This is a genomic window from Nitrospirillum guaranorum, from assembly GCF_034653275.1.
Lineage (GTDB): Bacteria > Pseudomonadota > Alphaproteobacteria > Azospirillales > Azospirillaceae > Nitrospirillum.
In genome coordinates this window covers 31,788-47,584 of the sequence record NZ_JAYEES010000004.1, presented here as the reverse complement: position 1 = coordinate 47,584, position 15,797 = coordinate 31,788, and the positions used below count along the sequence as shown (strand labels likewise).

The 15,797-nt window shown below is 70.5% G+C and carries 14 protein-coding genes and 1 riboswitch; of the genes, 7 read left to right on the top strand and 7 right to left on the bottom strand.

What is annotated here, in order from left to right:
* The first annotated feature begins 15 nt into the window (after positions 1-15).
* From UAJ10_RS21960 to UAJ10_RS21950, 3 genes are all read left to right on the top strand, one after another.
* The gene (locus UAJ10_RS21960; protein ID WP_322917401.1) at positions 16-912 is read left to right on the top strand and encodes an SDR family oxidoreductase; all 897 of its coding nucleotides are present in this window, start codon (positions 16-18) and stop codon (positions 910-912) included.
* Between the two features lie 269 nt (positions 913-1,181).
* Positions 1,182-1,463 (top strand): hypothetical protein, encoded by a 282-nt coding sequence (locus tag UAJ10_RS21955; RefSeq protein ID WP_322917400.1) that lies wholly within the window; start codon positions 1,182-1,184, stop codon positions 1,461-1,463.
* A gap of 295 nt (positions 1,464-1,758) precedes the next feature.
* Positions 1,759-2,721, top strand: coding sequence for an NAD(P)H-dependent flavin oxidoreductase (locus UAJ10_RS21950; protein ID WP_322917399.1), 963 nt, complete (start codon positions 1,759-1,761; stop codon positions 2,719-2,721).
* A 66-nt stretch (positions 2,722-2,787) separates the two neighbouring features.
* On the opposite strand, the gene UAJ10_RS21945 is transcribed toward UAJ10_RS21950, so the two are convergent.
* The 3 genes from UAJ10_RS21945 to UAJ10_RS21935 form a co-directional block, all read right to left on the bottom strand.
* Positions 2,788-3,132: a hypothetical protein gene (locus tag UAJ10_RS21945; protein ID WP_004272344.1), complete on the bottom strand. Its 345-nt coding sequence runs from the start codon at positions 3,130-3,132 to the stop codon at positions 2,788-2,790.
* A gap of 105 nt (positions 3,133-3,237) precedes the next feature.
* The gene (locus UAJ10_RS21940) at positions 3,238-4,590 is read right to left on the bottom strand and encodes an O-antigen ligase family protein (protein WP_322917398.1); all 1,353 of its coding nucleotides are present in this window, start codon (positions 4,588-4,590) and stop codon (positions 3,238-3,240) included.
* A 170-nt stretch (positions 4,591-4,760) separates the two neighbouring features.
* Positions 4,761-5,714 carry a glycosyltransferase family 9 protein gene (locus UAJ10_RS21935; RefSeq protein WP_322917397.1) on the bottom strand — a complete coding sequence of 318 codons (954 nt, stop codon included), beginning with the start codon at positions 5,712-5,714 and terminating at the stop codon, positions 4,761-4,763.
* Between the two features lie 195 nt (positions 5,715-5,909).
* Between UAJ10_RS21935 and ygfZ the strand changes: the two genes are divergently transcribed.
* The gene (ygfZ, locus tag UAJ10_RS21930) at positions 5,910-6,833 is read left to right on the top strand and encodes a CAF17-like 4Fe-4S cluster assembly/insertion protein YgfZ (protein WP_322917396.1); all 924 of its coding nucleotides are present in this window, start codon (positions 5,910-5,912) and stop codon (positions 6,831-6,833) included.
* Here the strand turns inward: ygfZ and UAJ10_RS21925 are convergent.
* The gene (locus UAJ10_RS21925; protein WP_322917395.1) at positions 6,802-7,986 is read right to left on the bottom strand and encodes a glycosyltransferase; all 1,185 of its coding nucleotides are present in this window, start codon (positions 7,984-7,986) and stop codon (positions 6,802-6,804) included. The genes ygfZ and UAJ10_RS21925 overlap by 32 nt on opposite strands.
* Before the next feature lie 344 nt (positions 7,987-8,330).
* Between UAJ10_RS21925 and UAJ10_RS21920 the strand changes: the two genes are divergently transcribed.
* Positions 8,331-10,703, top strand: a complete 2,373-nt coding sequence (locus tag UAJ10_RS21920) for a HAMP domain-containing protein (RefSeq protein WP_322917394.1) — start codon at positions 8,331-8,333, stop codon at positions 10,701-10,703.
* Between the two features lie 87 nt (positions 10,704-10,790).
* Here UAJ10_RS21920 and UAJ10_RS21915 read toward each other — a convergent pair whose 3' ends face one another.
* Entirely contained in the window at positions 10,791-11,231 is a 441-nt protein-coding gene (locus UAJ10_RS21915; RefSeq protein WP_322917393.1) for a winged helix-turn-helix transcriptional regulator, read from the bottom strand.
* A gap of 174 nt (positions 11,232-11,405) precedes the next feature.
* On the opposite strand from UAJ10_RS21915, the gene UAJ10_RS21910 reads away from it, so the two are divergent.
* Together UAJ10_RS21910 and UAJ10_RS21905 are read left to right on the top strand one after the other, a co-directional pair.
* On the top strand, positions 11,406-12,020 hold the full coding sequence (locus tag UAJ10_RS21910; protein WP_322917391.1) for an NAD(P)-dependent oxidoreductase: 615 nt from the start codon (positions 11,406-11,408) through the stop codon (positions 12,018-12,020).
* Positions 12,021-12,253: 233 nt separating this feature from the next.
* On the top strand, positions 12,254-12,997 hold the full coding sequence (locus UAJ10_RS21905) for an acetoacetate decarboxylase (RefSeq protein WP_322917390.1): 744 nt from the start codon (positions 12,254-12,256) through the stop codon (positions 12,995-12,997).
* Positions 12,998-13,050: 53 nt separating this feature from the next.
* Here UAJ10_RS21905 and UAJ10_RS21900 read toward each other — a convergent pair whose 3' ends face one another.
* Positions 13,051-13,734 (bottom strand): LysE family translocator, encoded by a 684-nt coding sequence (locus tag UAJ10_RS21900; RefSeq protein WP_322917389.1) that lies wholly within the window; start codon positions 13,732-13,734, stop codon positions 13,051-13,053.
* A gap of 26 nt (positions 13,735-13,760) precedes the next feature.
* Positions 13,761-13,861, bottom strand: a riboswitch (ZMP/ZTP riboswitch).
* Between the two features lie 20 nt (positions 13,862-13,881).
* Positions 13,882-15,159: an MFS transporter gene (locus UAJ10_RS21895; RefSeq protein ID WP_322917388.1), complete on the bottom strand. Its 1,278-nt coding sequence runs from the start codon at positions 15,157-15,159 to the stop codon at positions 13,882-13,884.
* Positions 15,160-15,797: the final 638 nt, after the last annotated feature.

Below are 15,797 nucleotides of genomic sequence, written 5' to 3'. Positions count from 1 at the left end.
GAGGAGCACCCGATCATGAGCCAAGTCATCGTCATCACCGGCGCCTCCAGCGGGTTCGGCGCCCTGGCCGCCCGCGCCCTGGCCCAGGCCGGCCACACCGTCTACGCCACCATGCGCGACACCCGGGGCCGCAACGCCCCGCAGGTGGAAAAGGCCAAGGCCTACGCCGCCGAACACGGCGTGGACCTGCGCGCGGCGGAGATGGACGTGCAGTCCGACGCCTCGGTCGAGGCCGCCGTCGCCCAGATCATCAATGAGGCCGGCCGCCTGGACGTCATCGTGCACAACGCCGGCCACATGTCCTTCGGCCCGGCGGAGGCCTTCACCCCGGAACAGTACGCCCGGCTGTTCGACATCAACGTGCTGAGCACCCAGCGACTGAACCGCGCGGCGCTGCCCCACCTGCGCCGTCAGGGCAAGGGCCTGGTGGTGTGGGTGTCCAGCAGCAGCACGCGGGGCGGCACCCCGCCCTACCTGGCGCCCTACTTCGCCGCCAAGGCCGCGATGGACAGCCTGGCCGTCAGCTATGCCTCGGAACTGACCCGCTGGGGCATCGAGACGGCCATCATCGTCCCGGGCGCCTTCACCAAGGGCACCAACCACTTCGCCCACTCGGGCTCGCCGGCCGACACTGCCCGCGCCGCCGAATACAACCAGGGGCCCTACGCCGATGTGCCGGACCGGGCGCTGAAGGGCCTGGCGGCGCTGGAGCCGCCGGACGCCGACGCCGCCAGCGTGGCCGACGCCATCGTGCGGGTGGTGGACCTGCCCCACGGCAAGCGCCCCTTCCGCACCCACATCGATCCGTCGCAGGACGGGGCGGAGGTGGTGAACGGCGTCGCCGACCGGGTGCGGGCCGAAATGTTCCACCGCATCGGGCTGGAGGATCTGCTGTCGCCCAAGGTGTCATGAACTTGGGGCGCCTAATCCGGCGCCGTGGCTTCTTAAACCAACCCGTGTAGACCGGATGGGGGTGCCTTAGTACTAGGGCACCCCTTTTCGTCGTGGGGAAGCAGAGCCCCAGAATTCACCCGCCTTTCCGCCTACGTCGGACTGCTTCATGACAGGTGGCGGTGCCCATGCTAGCGTTCCACCTGTGATTGGTCATTTGCAGTCCCATTTCCCGATCCGTGAAAAAGACTTGGGGGCGCCGTTCAAACCCTTGCTGACCGGAGGAAATCTTGAAGAATAATCGTCACCGCTTCCTGTGGCGCGGCCTGCTGGCCGCCGCCGCCCTGACCACCGTCGCCGCCTGCGGGTCGTCCCGGCCCGAGCGTGTGGACCTCAGCCACAGCTACCGCATGGTGGATGAGCGCGGCCGCACCGCCGGCCAGGTGGTGTTCTATCCGGCCGGCGGCGGCGCTGTTTACGACGCCGACAACAATCTGATCGGCAGCGTCGCCCCGCCCAATTCCACCACCATGGCGCCGCCCCCGGCGCCGGTGCCGCGCAACTATCCCTAAAGCTCTCCCAGCCCTCAGACACGTGGTTCCCCTCCCGCCTGAGGCTCCTTGGGTGGGGACCGGCCGCCCCGGTCCCCACCCATTTTCTTGCGCGCGCCGTGAAAAATTTCTGGGCGCACGGCAGTGGGCTGCGCCTGGACTTTCACTCCGCCCGTGGTTTTTGGCCTGCCGCCCCCGCATTGACGGGCCCCGGACCCCATGGCATTCAGGCGGAACCGGCCGTGCGCGGCCGAGGAGGTTCAAGCCAAATCCAGGGCCAAGAACCAAGCCAAAAATACAGGGGAGACGCCGTTCCATGAGCCTGCCGCCCGTCCTTGCCCAGAACCTGGCGCTGCCGGTCATCGCGTCGCCCATGTTCATCGTGTCCAACCCGGATCTGGTCATCGCCCAATGCCTGGGCGGCATCGTCGGGTCCTTCCCGGCGCTGAACGCCCGGCCGAAGGAGGCGCTGGACGATTGGCTGACACGGATCGACACCACCCTGGCCGACGCCCGCGCCGCCCATCCGGACGCCAAGATCGCGCCCTATGCCGTGAACCAGATCATCCACCAGTCCAACGACCGGCTGGAACACGACATGGAGGTGTGCGTGCGCCACAAGGTGCCGATCATCATCACCTCGCTGCGGGCGCCCGGCGACATCGTGCCCCACGTCCACAGCTACGGCGGCCTGGTGTTCCATGACGTCATCAGCCTGCGCCATGCGGAAAAGGCGCTGGAGGCCGGGGTGGACGGGCTGATCCTGGTGGCCTCCGGCGCCGGCGGCCATGCCGGGGCGCTGAGCCCCTTCGCCCTGGTGGGGGAGGTGCGACGCTTCTACGACGGCCCCATCATCCTGTCCGGCGCCATCGCCACCGGCGACGCCATCCTGGCGGCGCAGGCCATGGGGGCTGACCTCGCCTACATGGGCACCCGCTTCATCGCCACGACCGAGGCCAACGCCGCCGCCGGCTACAAGCAGGCCATCGTGGACGCCAGCGCGTCCGACATCGTCTACACGCCCTTCTTCACCGGCGTCGCCGGCAACTACCTGAAGTCCAGCATCGTGGCCGCCGGCATGGATCCGGACAACCTGCCCCAGGTGGACCGCAGCAAGATGAACTTCGGCGTGGCCGCCTCGGGCGCCAAGGCCTGGAAGGACATCTGGGGCGCCGGCCAGGGCGTGGGCGCCATCGGCGACGTCTTGCCCACCGCCGATCTGATCGCGAAGCTTAAAGACGAATACGCGGCCGCCAGGAAGCGCCTGCTGGGCCTGTAAAAGTCCTCATGAACGAAGAAGGGGCGCGCCGGCCGGACCGGCGCGCCCCTTTTCTTGGCAGGGGGCTTAGTGGTCGGAACCGTGCAGGATCTGGCCGCGGATGCCGGTGTCGTAGGCCAGGCCCGCCTCGGTCACGATGGCGGCGTTGGGGAACTGCGATTTGATCAGGCCCTTGCGTTCCAGCGCCACCCAGGCGGCCTCGTTGGACAGGCCGGTGGCGTCGGCCGACATCACGGTGTAGGGGCCCAGGTGGAAGTGGTTGCCGTGCGCGTGCGGGAAGCGGTCGACCATCACGCCGCCCTCGACCACCGGCTGGCCCACGCCCTCGAGCCCCGCCAGGACCTGCAGCAGGGTCAGGGTCTTCAGCTGTAGGGCGTTCAGGTTCAGCGGGTTCTTCTTCACGGGCGGCATGGGCGGATCCTCAAAGGAAGGGCGGTTGGGCAATGGATATGGGGTTGCCATTTACCCCCGCCAGCCCGCCGGGGGCAAGCCGCCAGCAATGCTGCCCCGCCCGCGTCAGGTCTTGCCGGCCCGCGCCCACCATCCCGCCGGCAGGTTCAGTTCCAGCAGACCCGCCGCCAGCATGATGCCGCACAGCCACCAGGTCTGCCACACGCCGTAGGAGAAACAGCCCACCGCGACGGTGGCGGCGATGGCGGCCAGCGCCGTGGCCTGGGCATAGGCCGGTAGGCGCCGCGTGCCCCAGGCCAGCCCGACGCCCAGCCAGGTGTAGAGCAGGCTGCCCACCACCCCCAGCTCCAGCAGCACCTGCAGGAAGATGTTGTGCGGATGCAGGGGGATGATGGGGGATTCGGGGTGGAACTTGGAAACCTCGCCCTCATCCGGGATGTTGCGGGAACTGTCCAGCCCCCAGCCGACGAGGGGCTTTTCCAGGATGCGGCGGGCGGCCACGTCCCAGATTTCCACCCGATGGCGGAAGCTCCACGGCATGCGCGCCTCCTCCGTCAGGCCGGCGCGGTGCAGGGCCAGCGAGATGGGGATGGACAGGGTGGGACCGGCCACCAGGGCCACGATCAGCACCACCCGGGCCGCGCGGGCGGAAAGCCGCGCCAGGCCGTAGAACACCAGGCCAACGCCCAGGCCCACCTTGGCCGAGGCGCTGGTGCCGCCCAGCGCCGCCAGGAAGAAGGCCGCCGGCATCACCCAGGCCCAAGGCATGGCCCGCCCCGCCGGGGGCACCCTCATCGCCGCCAGCGCCGGCAGGCGGGCGACGGCGCCGCAGCCGGTGACCCAGGCCAACCGCGCCAGGCCCAGGCCCAGGGGCCAGGCCAGGGTGGCGAACAGCACGGCGGGCCGGTTCAGCGCCCGGTCATGGTCGACCTTCGTGCCCTCAAGCGCCTTTTCCAGACGGTAGATGGGCTGGTCGCCGACCACCTCGATGGCGAAGATGGCCAAGCCCACCAGCATGCCGATGACGGCCCAGCGGATGAGCAGCCACCGCCGCCGCTCATCCACCTCGCGCAGGGTGCCCATCCAGAACAGGAAGGGCACGACGGTGTAGAGGAAGGTCAGCAGCTGCCCCACGCCATCCTTGCGCACGGGCGTCCACAGCACGGACACCGCCCCCAGCAGCAGGCACAGCGCCAGGGGCAGCAGTGGCGTGGCGCGCCAGGTCGCGCGGGCGGTCAGCAGGGTGGGCAGCCGGCGGGCCGTGACCACGTAGAGGATGCCGCCGAGGAAGGACAGGCTGATCAACGCGGGCGCCGTGCCCAGGGGCAGCAGGGCGCAGACAAAGCCCAGCACGGTCAGCAGGAACAGCGTCAGGCCGGTCCATGCCAGGCTGAAGGGCGGCGCCTCCCGTGCGGCGGCGGGCTCGGCCGCCGGCTGGGCGACGGGTAAGGGGGACATGACCGGTGCACTGGTCCGCAGTTCGCGCGTGGTCTGGGTTGACGACATCTTGCTCCAGCGTATCTCTGCGGTGGCCCAAGGCCCCCCAGCCTGGCCACCAAGGGCACCAACCTTTTACTCGGGAACGGCGCCGGTCCTAGCGCTTTTTCGTCAGGTCACAGGATAGGCATTCAATGGACCGTCCCCAGGGCCAGCAATTCGGTCGCGGCGTCCGCCACCTGGCCGAGGGAAAGCGCCGCCATGCGGGCCTCGGGCGATGCGCCCGGCGCGCCCGCCGGCGCCACCACGGCCCGGGCCCGGGCCCCCCACGGCGCATAGAGGTGCGAGGGTGTGGGCCCGAACAGACCCAGCGTGGGGGTGCCCGCCGCGGCAGCCACGTGCATCAGGCCGCTGTCGTTGCCGACGAACAGCCGCGCCCGTTCCAGGCAGGCGCCCGCCAGCAGGGGATCGGTGCGACCCACCAGGTCGATGACCCGGCCGGCGCCCAGCGCGGCGCCCAGCGCGTCCAGCACCGGCGCGCAGCGCGGCCGTTCCGCCTCCGCCGCCAGGACCATGACCCGCGCGGGATGGGGGCCGGCCGCCAGCGGGTCGGCCACCATCCGCAGGGCCAACGCGGCGAAGCGATCCGCCGGCCATTCCTTACCCGTCCAGTTGGCGGCGGGGCCCAGCGCCAGGATGGGGGCGCCGTCGTCTGGTCCCAGCAGGACGCGCGCCTCGGCGCGGATGGCGTCATTCAGGAACAAGCGGGGGTTGGGCGGCGGCTCCAGCCCCAGCACGCGGCCCAGGGACACGACCTTGGGCTGGCGGTCGTCACCGCCCCGGAAGGTGGCGCGACGGCTGGCCAGGACCAGGCGGGACACGGCGCTGTCGCGCAGGTCCACCACCCAATCCCAGCGGCGGCCCGCCACCTGCAGCCACAGGTCCAGCCAGTGGCCGGCCAGGCGCCGCTTGGGCATGGCGATGATCTCGTCCAGGCGGGGCACGGCGCGGAACAGGGGTGCCGCGATGGGGCCGCAGGCGATGGTGAAGCGGGCGTCGGGCATCTGGTCCACCAGATGTCCCAGCAAACCGGTCGTCAGCACCGCGTCGCCCAGACGGGTGGAGGTGATGAACAAAACCCGCAACAGACTGGCCCCCAACCCACGGCATGACCCCGGCGACCGGCCCCTTATACAAGCGCCGTCAGACGCTTGCCAATGCGGCGATGGCGGTCGACCCTTGCGTAGGGTCAACCCTGGGGCCGGGAACCCTTGCGGCGGGACGCGCCACGCCTTACCTGTTGAGGCCACCCCTCGGGCAAACTGTTCAGGTCCGGCATCATGACTGAAGGCGTCGCATTTTCCTGGCCGCTGGCCGCCCATGCGGCGGCAGGCCGGCTGGCCGACCGGGGCGTTCTGGCGCTGACCGGACCCGACGCCCGCACCTTTCTGCAGGGGCTGATCACCAATGACGTTCGCCGCGTCAGCCCCGGCCACGCCATCTACGCCCTGTTCCTGACCGCCCAAGGCAAGTTCCTGCACGAGCTGTTCGTGATCGCCCAGGTCGACGTCGACGGCAACGAAACCCTGCTGATCGAGACGGAGGCGGCGCGGGCGCCCGATCTGCTGCGCCGCCTGTCGATGTACAAGCTGCGGTCCAAGGTGGCCTTGGCCGACGCCAGCGCCCAGTGGGCGGTGGGCGTGGCCCTGGATGGGGCGCCGGCGGACGCCGCGCCGGGTGCCGGCGGGATCATGGAAACACCAGAGGGCCCGGCCATCGCCTATATCGACCCGCGGCATGCCGGCCTGGGCCTGCGCCTGCTGCTGCCGCGCGCCGTAGCGGAGGGCCTGCCCGACGCGGCCGTCGCCTACGCCCGGCGCCGGCTGGATCTGGGCGTGCCCGATGGCAGCCGCGACCTGGTGCCGGAGAAGTCCATTCCGCTGGAGAACGGCATGGACAGCCTATCCGCCGTGGCCTTCGACAAGGGCTGCTACATGGGCCAGGAACTGACGGCCCGCACCCATTATCGCGCCCTGATCCGCAAGCGCCTGATGCGGGTGACGGCAAGCGACGGGCAAGCCCTGCCCGCCGCCGGCACGCCGGTGACGTGGGGGGAGCGCGAGGTGGGCGAAATGCGCAGCAGTCTGGGGCCCCTGGGCCTGGCGGTCCTGCGGATCGAGGACGTGGAAAAGCCCGACGTGGCCCTGAGTTGCGGCGGCGTGCCGCTGACGGTCAGTGGCCCGGTGCCGGCGCCCCGGCCTTGAGCGCGGCGGCGGCGGCGGCCTCGGCCGAGGCGAGCAGTTCGGCGTAGAGCCGGTCCAGCGCCTCCAGGCTGGTGGCCTGGTTGTAGGCGGGCAGTTCCGGCCGGTGGCGGAGGCGGAGGCGAGTCCCACGGGCCTGCGCCATCGCCTCCAGCGCCACGCTCAACTGCTCCGCCAAATCATCGGCGTCGCCCAAGGCCGCCAGGGGGGCCAGGGCCAGGCCGCCACCCGTTCGTGCGCCATAGAGCGCGGTGAACGGGCCCCCGCCTTCCTGCGACGGGGGTTGCAGGATGGTGCGGGCCCCTTCCGAGGCGGATGCCACCACCGGCACGCCGGCGTCCAGCGCCTCCAGGAACACCAAGCCGAACGGTTCGAACCGGGAGGGGGAGCAGAACAGGTCGGCGGCGTGATAAAAATCCTTCACGTCACCCCGGAAGCCCAGGAAGCGGATGGCCGGGCAGTCGGCCGCCTGCTGGCGCAGGGCGCCCATCTCCGGCCCATCGCCGACGATAGCGAGCTTGAGATGCGGGTGGTCCAGCCCGCGCACCGCGCCGACCAGCAGGTCGAAGCCCTTTTCCCGGATCAGCGGGCCCACACCCAAGGCCAGCACGTCACCCGGCAGTTCCGCCCCCATTTCCGCGCGCAGCGCCGCGATGCGCCCGGCATGCGGGACGGGGTGGGGCTGCCGCCACAGGTTCACGCGGGCGATGCGTCCCTCGAACCCGCCCAGCTTGGCCTCCTGCGCCTGCCAGTCGGTGGTGGCGACCACGGCGTCGTGGTTCTGGTACCAGCGGCGGCGGTAGTCGGGGTGCATGGTGGCCAGCAAAGACGGGCGACCCGGCAACAGCGGTCGCAGCCGGCCGACGGTCTGGCCCGCACGGCCGCCATGGCAATGGATGACATCCGGTCGGAAGCGGCGGATATGGCTCCAGATCCCCGGCGCCATGAGGCCGGGGCCCACCGTCACCACCCGCAGCCCCGGCAACGCCCCCGAGGGAGGCAGCTGGTCACGGATGGAATGGCCGCCCGCGTCGGCGCAATCGGCCCGGACGATGAGCAGAACGTCGTGATGGCGGGCCTGGGCCGTCGCCAGTTCCGCGACGTGGCGTTCCGCCCCCCGGAACCCTTTGGACAATATAATCTGGACGATACGCATACAGGCCCTCGATACGAAACCCGCGCAGCCACAACGGCGCAGACAACCGGGCCCCTTCACCCAGGATCCAGGCGCACCAACCTCGCCCGACCTGATCCTTCCTACGCCCTGCCCGGCGTGGGGGCAAGCCCCCGCCCCGCGCCCGGCATTAAGGTCGCAATCGGCCGCACATGGTCACACGGTCCTGGTACGCGCCTGACGACGCCAACCCATCACCGCGCCAACCGGCGCAAAGTGCTTAAGTACAAAGTCATTGACGAAGGCGGGGCGCCCTCTCACACCATGCGCCTTGGGCCGGCGCCGGCGTCGCCGGAGCGGGGAATGGACGACAGGCGGGTGGGGGTATGAGGTCAGGGGTCAGTTCATCGCACGGCGCCGCCAGAGGGGGCCATGCCGGCAGCCTGCGGCGCGCCAGCGGCTGGATCGCCGCCCTGGTCGTTGCCGCGTCGGTCGCCCTCGTGGCGGCCGCGACCTATAACATGGCCCTATTCAGCCGCGTCGACCGGTCGTTGGATGAGACGCCGGCCACGGCCGCAGCCAAATCCCGCGCCCTGGACGAGGCGCGGTCAGCCCTGGGCAACGGCGGGCTGCTGAACGCGCTGGCCGTCTATGCTGAAACCGGCAGCGCCCAGGCGCGGGCCGACATCGCCCAGGCGCTGGAAACGGCGGACCGGAACATCCGCGCCTTCGAAGGCAACCGCCTGACCACGGCCGAATCAGACCTGGCGCGCGACCTGCATCGCCTGATCGACCGCTACCGCGCGGCGGTGGCCGCCGCCGGCGACAAGCCGCAGGCCCTGTCCGGCGCCACCGGCCTGTCGCTGATGACCCTGCACGCCGCCGTGGCCGACCGCATCGCCCAGCTGCGCCGGCAGGAGGTGCAGACCACGGCAGACGTGCTGGCCGGTCCGGCCCGCGCCGGCTTCTGGCTGGGCATCGCGGCGGTGGGCGCCATGCTGGCCACCGCCGCGGCGGCCCTTTGGCTGATCCGCCTGCGCCTGCTGGTGCCGCTGGCCCAGTTGCGCGACAGCGTGGGTGGAGTCGCCCGGGGCGACTGGCGCGTGCCCGTGGCCGGCACCGACCGCGCGGACGAACTGGGCGACATGGCCCGCGCCATCGAGGGCTTCCGCCGCCAAGTGGCCGACCTGCCCGACGTGTCCATCATCACCGAGAACGGTCGCGTGCGCCTGAAGTTCGACGGCGACGCCGGCGACCTGTTCGACCAGCTGACCACCCGCCTGCGCAGCGCCGGCGACACCCTGGCCGGCAACGGTGACGCCGTGTCCACCCTGGTGGCCGACACGCGACGCGATCTGAGCGGCCTGCTAAGCGGCACCCAGCGCGACCTCACGGAATTGCTGGGCGACACCCGGCAGGAACTGACCGACGGCGTGCGGCGTATGGGCGAGCTGTGCGGCGTCGTGGCCAAGGCCGCCGGCGACAGCAACCGCGAGATCAAGGAGGCGACGGAGCTGCTGAGCCGCGCCGCCCTGCAGGTCCACGCCTTCGACGACCGGGGCGGCGGCGGCGGGCTGGACAACCTGGTGGAGGCGCTGCGCCGCAACGCCGACCTGGTGGCCAACACGGTGCTGACGGCCGGCGAGGACGTGGGCCGCGTCGTGCGCGGCCTGTCGGAGACGGAGGGGGAGCTGCGCCGCGCCACCAGCGAGGCGCAGCAGGCCAACGACCGCATGAACAGCGCCATGGGGGACCTGCAGAACAAACTGCTGGCCTCGGTCAAGCTGCTGCGCGCTTCGGGCGAGATGCTGGCCAGCAGTTCCGCCGAGGCCACCGCCGGCCTGACGCGCGCGACGGAGGCGGTGGGCAACAGCGACCGCAACCTGCAGGCCGCCTTGGCCCACGCCGGCGATCGGCTGGAACGGGTGACGGGCCGGGTGGAAGGCTCCGCCGAATTGCTGCGCGGCACGGCGGACGAGGTCACGCGCAACCTGTCGGGCGCCCTGGACGGCCTGAACCGCGCCAACCGCCTGATCGAAACGGCGGCCGAGGCCAACAGCACCCGCCTGGAGCCGGTGGCGGAAAGCCTGGCGGCGGTGCAGCGCGACCTGGCGGGGGCCGCCGCGGGCGTGGCGCTGCGCGCGGGCGAGATGACCCGCACCCTGGACAGCCTGGGCAAGATATCGGAGGCCATGCGCGCCGAGCTGGAGCGCCGCAGCGCCGACCCCGACCAGAAGGCCGCCGCCGACGAGGCCATCGCCCGGCTGGAGGCCACGGCCCACGCCCTGGGCGACCGGGCCGGCAGCATCGGCGACACCGCCACCCGCCTGTCGGATATGCTGGCCGCCGGCCTGGGCGACGCCGGGACGCGGGTGGAAGAGGCGGTGCGCGACCTGCGGCGCGAGGCCGCGACCCTGGCGACCGACGCCGGCGGCGCCACCAACGCCCTGAACCGCGCCCTGGCCCGCCAGGATGAGGCGACGGAGTCCCTGCGCGCCCTGACCGGCGGACTGGCGGAAGCGTTGGCGCCGCGCGTCGATCCCAACCTGGCCACCGTGCAATCTCTGGCCGACGGCCTGCGCATCCGCATGGAGGCGGCCGATCGCACCATCCGCGGCCTGCTGGACCTGACCGGTGACCTGAAGGCCCTGGTCGACAGCAGCCGCGCCCACGAGCAGGCCAGCACCGCCGCCACCAAGGACCTGGGTGACCGGCTGGCCGCCATCGCCGAGCAGTTGCGCGCCACCGCCGGCGGCTGACGGCCGTCCGGCACCGTGCCACATGAAAAAGGGCGACGGCCATAATGTCGCAGCGGCGAGTCGCCCCAGCCTTCACACGCCAGGCCCTCACACGCCGTCGTAGTCGCCCGACGCGGCGTCATAAGCCCGCCGGCTGGCGCGGATGGCGGGCTGGTGCAGGGCGGCCCACTGGGCCAGGTGCGCCAGATGGGCGGAGAAGCTGCGGCCCAGGTCGGTCAGGGCGTATTCGACTTGCGGCGGCGTGGTCGGAAACACGGTGCGGCTGGCCAGGCCGTCGCGTTCCAGCTTGCGCAGGGTTTGGGCCAGCATGCGCTGGGAGATGCCGTCGATGGCGCGGCGCAGGGCATTGAAACGAGCGGGGCCCCCGTCCAGGTGACGGATGACCAGGACGCTCCACGCGTCGCCCAGGCGGTCCAGCACGTCGCGCACCGGGCAGACGCCATCCTCCGCGTCGGGGCGATATCCGGCGGCCACCACGTCCTCGGCGATGACGGGTTCCACGGCTGCTTCGGGCGTGCGTCCGTCCATGAGTGTCTCCGTCCTGACCGTGCCAACTGATACCGGCGCCGGTGGTAATGCCGCGGTAACCAGGGCACCGGAACATGCCTTCTTCAAACCTGGCGGCTAAAATGGCATCTGGTTACCGAACGTAACCTAGTCCGCTGCGCGACGGTTCGCCAGCGCTTAAACCGGAGACATCCCATGAAGATCGCCCTGATCGGCGCCACCGGCAATGTCGGCACCCGCATCCTGGCGGAGCTGCGCCGCCGCGGCCACACCGTCACCGCCATCGCCCGCGACGTGTCCAAGGTGCGGCCCCAGGACGGCGTGACGGCCAAGGCCGGCGACACCGGCGACGCCGCCGGCTTGGCCCCCCTGCTGGCCGGCCACGACGCCGTCATCAGCAGCACCCGGTTCCAGGGCCTGGACCTGTCCTCGCTGCTCAGCGCCATCAACACCGCCGGCGTGAAGCGCCTGCTGGTGGTGGGCGGTGCCGGCTCGCTGGAGGTGGCGCCGGGCGTGGCCCTGATCGACACGCCCGAGTTTCCGGCCGCCTACAAGGCGGAGGCGGGCGCCGGCCGCGACGTGCTGAACGCGCTGCGCCAAGGCGACACAGGGGTGGAATGGACCTTCCTGTCGCCGTCCGCCTTCTTCTTCGCCGGGGAACGGACCGGCCGGTTCCGTCTGGCCGACGACCAGCTGCTGGTCGACGCCACGGGCAAGAGCCAGGTCAGCTACGAGGATTTCGCGGTCGCGCTGGTGGATGAGGTGGAGAGCCCGGCCCACGCCAACCGCCGCTTCACCGTCGGTTATTGATAAGACTGGGGAAACGGGGTGCGGCCATCCGCCGCCCCCGCGCCCCTTTGTTTTGATGCGGCGCAACAAAAATTACTCGGACAGGGAATGGTTTTCCGGGAATGCATCCGCCATCCTGGTCATCCCTTCGTCCGGGTATCGGTCCGCCGCCAAGGTCCAGCAACCATCCCGCTTGTCGACCGATCCCGGTGCTTCCCCCCTTTAGGCCCCGAATGCCTGGGAGTAGTGCCGACATGAATCGTGACGAGATCCTCTCCGCCAGTTCCATGCCCCTGTTCAGCCCCAGCTATCCCCGGGGGCCCTACCGCTTCATCCGCCGCGAATATCTGATCATCACCTATGAAAGCGACCCGGAGGCCGTCCGCCGGGCCCTGCCGGAACCGCTGGAGCCGGCGCCGGGCAACCTGTGCTTCTATGAATGGATGAAGATGCCGGACAGCTCAGGCTTCGGCGATTACGAGGAGAGCGGCACGGGCATCGTCGCGCAATTCAATGGCGAGCCGTGCAATTTCTCCGTCCAGATGTACCTGGACGATGAGCCGCCCATCACCGCCGGCCGTGAGATCTGGGGCTTCCCCAAGAAGTACGGCATCCCCCGCCTGAAGGTGCAGAAGGACACCCTGACCGGCACCCTGCACTATGATGAGGAGCGGGTGGCGATGGGCACCATGACCTACAAGCACTTCAGCCTGGCCGACCGGCTGGATGAGGTGGCCAAGGGCATCGGCAAGCTGAACGTGAACCTGAAGTTCATTCCCGACGTGGACGGTGGCCCCAAGGTGGCCCAGCTGGTGGGCTACAACCTGACCGACGTGCATGTCCACGGCGCCTGGGACGGACCGGCCCGCCTGCACCTGATGCCGCACGTCAACTGCCGCGTGGCCGACCTGCCGGTGCGCCGCATTGTCGGCGGCCGCCACCAGGTGGTGGACTTCACCCTGCCCTTCGGCCGGGTGCTGCACGATTATCTGGCCTGACGCGGCGCGGGTGGGCGCGTCCGCGCCCACCCGTCCCCTACTCAATTACGGCGTCAGCGCGCCAAGGCCGCATCGCGCACGGCATCGGCCATCAGGCGCAGGCCCAGCGCGCCCATGACGGTGCCGGTCACCCGGTCGATGCCGCCCTTGGCCCTCAGGTAGGCGCGGCGGGGCGCCTCCAGCGAAAAGGCCAGGGCCACGACGCTGTACCAGCCAGCCTCGATCAGGAAGATGACCGGCGGCAGGAACAGCAGCAGGAGGGGCGGCCCCTCGAACTCGGGCTGGGCGGGCAAGAGGGCGGCGAAGATGCTGGCGTAGGCGATGGCCGTCTTGGGATTGCTGAGCTGGGTCGCCAGCGCCACGACGAACGCCCGGGCCAGGGACGGCGCGCGGCCGTCGGCGGGCATCCCCGCGCCCGTGGCCGGGGGTCTGCCCGCAGCCGTACCCAGGGGCGTCCCCGCCCCGCGCCACATGCGCAGGGCGAGATAGAGCAGATAGAGGCCGCCCACCAGGCGCAGCGCGATGTTCAGCCACGCCACCTGGGTCAGCAGCGCGGTCAGACCCAGCAGGGCTAGGGTGCCGAAGAAGGCGCCGCCCACCCCCATGCCGGCGGCGGCGGCCAGGCCGTTGCGGCGGGACTGGGTGACGGCGGTGCGGGTGACCAGCACGAAGCTGGGCCCGGGGGCCATGGCCCCCAGCAGCAAGGCCACGAGGATGGGGATCAGGCTGGCAAGCATGGCACGCCCCTTTCCGTTCAATACGGGTGGATGGCCCAGGCGTGCGGCACGGGGGTGCGTCCGCGCTTCCCGATGGTGCCCCATCTCGCCCCCGTTCCGGGGCGCGACGCCAGTCACGCGGATAAAAAGAGCGTAACCGCCGCGGCCCTATCCCGCAACCAGGGTATGCCGGTCCGCCCGACGGCCGAAGACCAGCGCCATGCCCAGGATGATGGCGCCACACGCGGCCATGACCAGGGGCGTGGGCAAAAGGTTCAACACCGTGGGTGCCGCCGTCATGGCCACCAGGGTTCCCAGGCAGTCCAGCACCAGGAACAGGCGGAAGACGGCGGCGATCTCACTCCCGCTGAAGCGGATCTGGCGAAGGGTGGTCAGGGGGATTTGGGCCAGCGGCCCGCCCGTGGCCGTGGCCGTGGCCGACAGGGCGATGGCGAGCAAGGTCCAGGGGGCGGGCACGAACGTGGCCAGCGCCATGAGGACGAAGCCACCGCCCACCAGAACGTCGCCCGCGATCACCAGGGCCATGGGCCGGCGGGTCAGCATGCCCCCGGGCGGCAGGCTGCCCACCACCAGGTTGCTGACCAGGTTGCCGGCGCCGTAGGCCGAGAACAGCAGGGCCAGGGCGGACAGGCCGCTGAGGCCGAATCCGGCCAAAGCCCGCTGGCTCACCAGCAGCGGCAGCGCCAGCCAAATGGTCAGCGTCCACAAGCCGCCGCTCAGACCGCTGCGCCACAGCAGATAAGTGAAAGGCGGCTCCCGCCGCACCAGGCGCCAGCCGGCCAGCAAGCGCCCCGCGAGGGTATCCATCGCCGCCGCCGCATGCGCGGGCGCCCTCTCGGCGGGGTCGGCGATGTGCGACCGGACACTGAACACGGCGCAGGCCGACGCCAGGAAGCTGAGGCCGTTCACGCCCATCAACGCTACCGTCGGCATCAGCGTCGCCAGGGCGCCCGCCAGGGTGGGGCCGACCAGGCGCGCCAGGCGCAAGGTGCCGTCGAACAGGGCGTTGGTGGCGGCCAGCAGGCTGCGGTCCGCCGTCAGCCGTGGCAGAGAGGCCTGCAGCGCCGGGTCGAACAGCCCCGCCAAGGCGGACAGCGCCACCGACGGCACCACCAAGGTCCATAGGGTGAGATGCCCGGTCAGCGCCGCCAGCACCGGCACCGCCGCCAGGCCGGCCCGCGCCAAGTCGGCCGCCATCATGACGCTGCCCTGGTCCCAGCGTTCGACCCAGGCGCCGGCCAGCAGCGCCACCGTCATCAGCGCCACCGTGTCGGCCGCCGCGACATAGCCGGTGTCGGGCCCGACCAGCCCGACGGCCAGCCAGACCAATGCCATCTGATGCAGCTGGTCGCCCACCGCCGACAGCGACAATGCGCCCCATAGACGGGCGATGGGGCCGTGGGCCAAAGGTTTCAGCAGGCGCATCGGAAGGACGTCGGGGATGGGGGCCGCGAGGGGTCCCTTCCTGCTTACAGCAAGCGTCCGGCCTGTCCAGTGCCGTTCCCCACGGGGCAGCCCTTCCCACAGCCTAAAGCTTCACAGGACCGCCGCGTCTGCACAGCTTTGCGGCAACATGCCTGTAACAATCCTGAATTGCCCAATCACTGTGCGCCCCGTTCGCCCCCACCTCGGCCGAAATGCTTATATCGCAGCCGCGAACGAATTGGCCCGGTTATTGCTGATAAACTCTGACAGAGTGAAAACGGTCTCATCCCGCTGAAATGGCGGGCTGAGATCGGAGTTTTGGCAGTTGGGTCGATAAAAGAGAGACGTGAGCAGAGTTTCATCCACTCCTTAATTTGACAGAGACGCATGACGAAACGGGCCGTCACCATCGTTGTCAAAGATATTTGCCGGACTCCGGGTCACGTTGATCTGGGCGTGGGCCGGCGCACCGGAAAGATTCCTCCTCACGACACTTTCCATTTCGAGAATGGTATTGCGGTTATGGCCGTCCACGTGGGCGGCCATTCGTATTTTCAGCGGCCATTTCCTTTCACATCCCCGTCAACCTAAGCATGAGGACAGGCCCCGGGAGCCGCGCGCGGCGCTGACCCGGCAGC

What these genes read in the sequence shown, in the direction of transcription:
- UAJ10_RS21960 (WP_322917401.1), top strand. Translation starts at nt 16, where the DNA reads ATGAGCCAAGTCATCGTCATCACCGGCGCCTCCAGCGGGTTCGGCGCC.
- UAJ10_RS21950 (WP_322917399.1), top strand. Translation starts at nt 1,759, where the DNA reads ATGAGCCTGCCGCCCGTCCTTGCCCAGAACCTGGCGCTGCCGGTCATC.
- UAJ10_RS21945 (WP_004272344.1), bottom strand. Translation starts at nt 3,132, where the DNA reads ATGCCGCCCGTGAAGAAGAACCCGCTGAACCTGAACGCCCTACAGCTG.
- UAJ10_RS21940 (WP_322917398.1), bottom strand. Translation starts at nt 4,590, where the DNA reads ATGTCCCCCTTACCCGTCGCCCAGCCGGCGGCCGAGCCCGCCGCCGCA.
- ygfZ (WP_322917396.1), top strand. Translation starts at nt 5,910, where the DNA reads ATGACTGAAGGCGTCGCATTTTCCTGGCCGCTGGCCGCCCATGCGGCG.
- UAJ10_RS21925 (WP_322917395.1), bottom strand. Translation starts at nt 7,986, where the DNA reads ATGCGTATCGTCCAGATTATATTGTCCAAAGGGTTCCGGGGGGCGGAA.
- UAJ10_RS21920 (WP_322917394.1), top strand. Translation starts at nt 8,331, where the DNA reads ATGAGGTCAGGGGTCAGTTCATCGCACGGCGCCGCCAGAGGGGGCCAT.
- UAJ10_RS21915 (WP_322917393.1), bottom strand. Translation starts at nt 11,231, where the DNA reads ATGGACGGACGCACGCCCGAAGCAGCCGTGGAACCCGTCATCGCCGAG.
- UAJ10_RS21910 (WP_322917391.1), top strand. Translation starts at nt 11,406, where the DNA reads ATGAAGATCGCCCTGATCGGCGCCACCGGCAATGTCGGCACCCGCATC.
- UAJ10_RS21905 (WP_322917390.1), top strand. Translation starts at nt 12,254, where the DNA reads ATGAATCGTGACGAGATCCTCTCCGCCAGTTCCATGCCCCTGTTCAGC.
- UAJ10_RS21900 (WP_322917389.1), bottom strand. Translation starts at nt 13,734, where the DNA reads ATGCTTGCCAGCCTGATCCCCATCCTCGTGGCCTTGCTGCTGGGGGCC.
- UAJ10_RS21895 (WP_322917388.1), bottom strand. Translation starts at nt 15,159, where the DNA reads ATGCGCCTGCTGAAACCTTTGGCCCACGGCCCCATCGCCCGTCTATGG.